Source organism: Allobosea eneae, assembly GCF_042657265.1.
In the GTDB taxonomy this organism is placed as follows: Bacteria; Pseudomonadota; Alphaproteobacteria; order Rhizobiales; family Beijerinckiaceae; genus Allobosea; species Allobosea eneae.
The window spans coordinates 1-5273 of record NZ_JBHSLW010000090.1; the positions used below are offsets into that span (position 1 = coordinate 1).

Annotated in this window: 3 protein-coding genes, 4 pseudogenes and 1 other annotated feature; of the genes and pseudogenes, 1 reads left to right on the top strand and 6 read right to left on the bottom strand. The window is 58.7% G+C overall.

Going from position 1 to position 5273, the window contains the following annotated elements; translation table 11 throughout:
- Window positions 1-99 precede the first annotated feature (99 nt).
- From ACFPOB_RS29295 to ACFPOB_RS29320, 6 genes and pseudogenes are all read right to left on the bottom strand, one after another.
- Window positions 100-564: pseudogene (locus ACFPOB_RS29295) on the bottom strand (MBL fold metallo-hydrolase); the annotation flags it as partial.
- A 78-nt stretch (window positions 565-642) separates the two neighbouring features.
- Complete coding sequence (locus tag ACFPOB_RS29300) at window positions 643-1830, bottom strand: NAD(P)/FAD-dependent oxidoreductase (RefSeq protein ID WP_377801712.1); 1188 nt, start codon at window positions 1828-1830, stop codon at window positions 643-645.
- Window positions 1827-2090, bottom strand: a pseudogene (locus ACFPOB_RS29305) (integrase core domain-containing protein); the annotation flags it as partial. The gene ACFPOB_RS29300 and the pseudogene ACFPOB_RS29305, both read right to left, overlap by 4 nt.
- A pseudogene (locus ACFPOB_RS29310) lies at window positions 2079-2501 on the bottom strand (helix-turn-helix domain-containing protein); the annotation flags it as partial. The pseudogenes ACFPOB_RS29310 and ACFPOB_RS29305, both read right to left, overlap by 12 nt.
- A 151-nt stretch (window positions 2502-2652) precedes the next feature.
- Window positions 2653-3057: pseudogene (locus tag ACFPOB_RS29315) on the bottom strand (transposase); the annotation flags it as partial.
- Window positions 2656-2772, bottom strand: a sequence feature (AL1L pseudoknot). Its footprint overlaps the pseudogene before it by 117 nt.
- A gap of 379 nt (window positions 3058-3436) precedes the next feature.
- A complete protein-coding gene (locus ACFPOB_RS29320) occupies window positions 3437-3625 on the bottom strand; it encodes a hypothetical protein (RefSeq protein WP_377801713.1) in 189 nt (62 codons plus the stop codon).
- A gap of 593 nt (window positions 3626-4218) precedes the next feature.
- Here ACFPOB_RS29320 and ACFPOB_RS29325 point away from each other — a divergent pair.
- Entirely contained in the window at window positions 4219-5004 is a 786-nt protein-coding gene (locus ACFPOB_RS29325; protein ID WP_377801714.1) for a transporter, read from the top strand.
- Window positions 5005-5273 lie beyond the last annotated feature (269 nt).

Sequence of the window (5273 nt, forward strand, 5' to 3'; positions counted from 1 at the left end):
TCGCCTTAATGGACACTGACCACCCTCACGCGCCAATCATCGGCACATCATCGGCCATCGACATCTGCGGAAAAAGGCGGCTCACGCCGGAGGGCTACGGATAAAGGCCGCATCACCTATGACAAAGGTGATGGATGCGAGAGTGTGGCCAGGCGAGAACATAACGCGGGCATGGATATCGCCGATGCAGAATGTCTCACCATCGGTGAAAAGCCTGTCCCATTGCGAGCCGTCCGTGGCCAACTGCGGCCACCCGTAAATTTCCTTCCAGAGCGCCTGGACCTCACCGATATGGGAGCCAATCGCGGTCGGCGCGCCTGTGCATCGTTTTAAATAGCTGGCAGCCGAGAAATGATCGGCGTGGGGATGCGTGTCAAGGATCCAGGCCACCGTCAGGCCGGCCTCCCTGACGTGAGCGAGGATCGCATCAGCGTTGTTCGTTGCAGTCGCGCCTGATCTTGCGTCGAAATCGAGCACAGGATCGATGATAACGCAGGTTTTTGTTGCTGGGCACGAGGCGACATACTGAAGCGACGACGTACGAGCGTCGAAAAACGCCTTTACGGTCGGTGTGCCGATCATTCCAGGCATCTCCGTTCTTCCTCCTCAAACCTGCAATATGAGTAACCAGCGAGACCGATGTCAGCGATGCAGAGCTTGCACGGCACAAAGATCGTTGCGGATGGCGGTGGCGGCGACAGCAGCATGTCCCATTGCGTAGCTGATCTGGTCGAGACCCTCGACCACGTCGCCTGCCGCATAAAGGCCCGGCACATCGGTCCTTTGCCTGGCATCGACGATGATACCTCCCTGACTGGAGAGAGTGGATCCCAAACCGACCGCGAGAGTGGATCGGACATCGCTGCCCAAGGCCGGGTAGATGGCGTCAAAGGCATAGTTACCGCTAGGTAGGGCGACCGCGATCGTCGCATCGCGAATATCAAACGCGAGACAAGGACCGTCGAGCAGCTTGATGCCAGCCTTATGGACGCGCCGTCGCTGCGATGCATCGAGATCATGCAAACCGTAAGGGGATATAAAGCTTATATCCGCCGTAAAACTTCGGAGGAACTCAGCCTCGCCCAGCCCGCTTGCCGCGGTGCCGATAACGGCGACACGGCGATCTGTCACTTCGAACCCGTCGCAGATCGGACAATAGCGCAACAAGCCGCGAGCCAGGGCTTGGAAGTGCATGTCGTCTGACATGGCGGGGCGACGGTTCACGACGCCGGTCGCCAGCAGGACCGTACGTGCATGGAAGGTCAGGTCCCCAGCGACGGCAACAAAAAGATTGCCCTCTTTCGTCAATGACGTCACTTCGCCGAAGATATGATGAGCACCATAGCGGTTTGCCTGCGTCTTCATGCGCGCTACAAGCTCGGCGCCCGCTATTCCGTCTGGAAAACCGGAATGATTATGACTGACCGGAATCCAGCTTGCCCGGCTCTGTCCGCCATCGAAGACCGTGACCGATAGGTGAAATCTTGCGAGGTAGATCGCGGCCGTAAGGCCGGCTGGGCCGCCACCGATCACGAGGCAATCCAACGGAAAAGCACCATCTTCCCCGTTTGATCTCAGTTTTACCGCGACAGGTAACTCAAAATCACTCCGCTGCAGTTCTAACTCTGGCATATCAAAAGCCCCCGGGATTTCCACTCTGACCAATGTGGGAGCTGAAGTGGCTAGAGGTTCAAGCCCTGCTAGACATTTTTTTGGGATGACAGGCGAACCCGAACCATAAGTCTTTGGGCCTGATGTGCTGTAACGCCATTGCGAAGAGGCGAGAATGAACCGCTCCGGGTTTTCCGGAGGCCATTTCGTTTGAGTCACGCCGCCATGGCTGGCTCGTCCAGCATGGCGCAGTAGCGTTCCTCGGCCTCGGCGGGCGGGATGTTGCCGATGGGCTCCAGCAGCCGGCGATTGTTGAACCAGTCGACCCAGGTCAGAGTGGCGAACTCGACGGCCTCGAAGCTTCGCCAGGGTCCGCGTCGGTGGATGCGTTCCGCCTTGTAGAGACCGTTGATCGTCTCGGCGAGCGCGTTGTCATAGGAGTCGCCGACGCTGCCGTGGGAAGGCTCGATGCCGACCTCGTCCTCGAACACCGTGACGAAGCGCGCGAAGTCGACCTGGGCCTGATGGCCGGGAGGCGTTTCGAAGCGAATCTCGAAGGGCTTGGGTCCGTCGCTCGGCCGGATCGCCGCCACGAACCGCTTCACGGCTGTATAGGCGCCGGTGTAGCCGCGCTCGCGCAACTCGCGCGTCAGGCGCGTCGCCGTCAGTTCGGGGAAGGCCGCGATCCGCTCACGCACATAGTCGAGATAGGGCGTGATCTTGTTGGGCCGGCCAACCTGGCGCGGCCCGTAGGCCGGTAGTTCCAGGCCCCGCTCGATGTACTTGCGGATCGTCTTGGGATCACGCCCCGTGCGACGCGCAATCGCCGTCACGGACAGTCCCTGGCGGTGAAGATCCAGGATCATCATCAGTTCTCCAAGCTGGACCACCGCCGCCGCCCCCTGCCGTTCCCACGGCGGGCATCATCGACGACAGGTGGAAAGCCTGAAGCTGCGGGGCGCGCCCCGCAGCTTCAGGCAAGGACGCCAGCCAGGGAATTTTCGGCGCCCACTTTCAGGGAGAATTCAACGCGCAGCGACACGAGGGGGCGATCGGCAGCACTCTGCAGATCGGCTCGACCCCATGGACCTGACGGTGATCGTCGATGAAAGCGATCATCGCTTAAACGGGCGGTCGAGCTCCGCCTGGGCAAAATACGCCGATGCCTTGCGCAGGATCTCGTTCGCCTGTCGAAGCTCCCGGTTCTCGCGCTCCAGCGACTTGAGCTTGGCCGCCATGTCCGTCGTCAAACCGGACTTCCGGCCGCTGTCGACCTTAAGCCTTCTTCACCCACTCGTTCAGCGTCTGCGCCGTGCAGCCGATCTTGCCCGAAATCGACATGATCGCCGCCCAGCGGTGCGGATGCTCGCTCTCGTGCTCCAGCAGCATCCGAACCGCGCGGGCCCGCACCTCAGGCGAGAACTTGTTCGTCGTCTTGCTCGTCATGGCTCCACCTTCTCAGGAGTTGGAGCCTTCGACAAACCCGGGGCGGTTCAAGAACGCATCGTGGCAGAGGTTTCTCGCAGCAGTGACAGCACGACACTACGGGATCAAGCCGAGTTACATGCGCCGAAAATTCCGGCAGCATACCGATGCGATCGGACGCTGCCCCGCGTTTGACCTCGAGCGAACAATCTCAGCCCTTTACGATCGCATCGATCCTCGCGCTGTGAACAGTCGTATTAACTAATTAACTAATTTCTTCAACGAAACAGAATTCAATGACAGTCAAATTATCGCCAAATATACGATCCAATAAAGTTTGCTTGGAAGAAATTAACAAGGGGCCTTTGGGGGCCCCTTGTTTTATTCTACTCAGCACAATTCACTTTTTGGCTGCGCCGGTCTTGTCGCGATGCCCGTGCTCATCGAGATCGCCGGGCTTGTGCCCGGGGTGGTCGTGGTGCTCGCCCGGCTTTTCCGTGACCGACTTGTCGCGATGACCGTGCTGATCGAGATCACCGGGTTTGTGCCCGGGATGGTCGTGGTGAGTGCCTGGTTTTTCTTGGGCCATGGTCATCTCCCTTTGGCTGGTAATGTTGGTAAACGCCCGGCCGACTGAGTAGGTTCCGACCATGATCCCGGCGATGACGACGCGAAATCTGAGGACGACGCGAAATCTGAGCTTGACAGGTCTCCGGAATTAAAGGGCCAAAACACATCGATATGGACGTAGCCGATCGTCGTCGCGGCGAACCTGCCTCGCTTCGAAGCTTCTCTTCGCTCTGCGGAAGCCGTAAGATGTCGTGGCGCTCCACGCCGCGATGCAGGCTCAAGCGCGCCAGTGTGGGAATAGCGTCTCTCCGACGGCCGAGACCGTCGTCGAGGGGCAGCTAGGACGGAGTAGCGCTCGCAGGGGCGTCGCGAACCGCGTCGAACATCGGCGCCACTTGACCGCCAGCAGGTCATGCAGAACTTCAGCGACGACGGCTCGGGTGAAGCGCCCCATAACAAATGAGGAAGGCCGTGCTAGTGGATAGATTCTTGAAGGTCGGCGGGGGTTAATTTTATATGAGCTTAACTTTCAGCAAGGAACGGGGCTTGACGTCGTTAGTCCCTCGGACGAGCACACCAAAATGGCTCAGGCGCCTACCGGGCGCTCTTGCGTTGGGACTGTTGTTCCAGATCTCCGCTACGGCGCACGCCGAGTCTGAGGGCGCCAAACAGGAGGATCTGATCAATCCGGATCGCCCAGGGATCGCCGATGGGAGCAACGTTGTCGGAACAGGACGCTTCCAAGTCGAAACGGGCATTCAACTGGAGTATCGCAGAGATCGTTCAAGCCGTGAGCGGACAACCTTCGCGCCAACGTTGCTGCGTCTGGGCATTTATGAGGGCCTGGAAGCCCGTCTCGAAAGTAACACCTACACATTGATGAAATCCAATAATGTCGCGGACGGCGTTAGCAGGTCCGACGGAGGCTCACCTACATCTATCGGGTTCAAGTACAACTTCATCGACGGGGCAGGCATTAAACGCCCATCTGTGGGAGCAATTCTTCGTGTGTTTCCGCCCTCAGGCTCTGGAAATTTCCGCAGCAGGCACACCGCAGGCGATTTCCGATTAGCCGCCGATTGGGATTTTGCGCCGCAATGGTCCTTGAACCCCAACATCGGCGTTGCGTTTCTCGAAGGGTCCGACAATCGGACTTACATGGCCGGGCTATTTGCTGCAACTTTGAGTTATAATCCGAGCAAAAAACTGAATCTTTTCGTCGACATGGGACTTCAGTCTCCGGAAGAGAAAGGTGGCAAGTCATCCCTCATCGTCGATGTCGGAATGGCTTACCTAATCGGCGAAAATTTGCAGCTGGATCTCAGCCTAGGAGCAGGCATCGCCGGCTCTACTCCGCCACGGCGTTTTTTGTCGGCCGGGGTCAGCAAGCGATTCTAGCCTGAACCTGCCATTTTTGTTCGCCTCGCGGGCTTTACCCAACACCGAGCTCGATGCGGCAGTCATCGGCATTGGCTCCCTGGCTTTCGGCTTCCTGCGGTGCTGAGAGCCGGAAGTCGAACATTATAGATTAGCTAGGCCGATAGTTCTATCCGCTTGCGTCGCTATCCGTAAGCGCTGTCCCGTTGGCACCTTTGCGGGCGCGGTCTGAGCGCCGATGTTTGAAGCCCCTGAGGGCTTCGACACATGACGATTTCAGAGCTTACGCT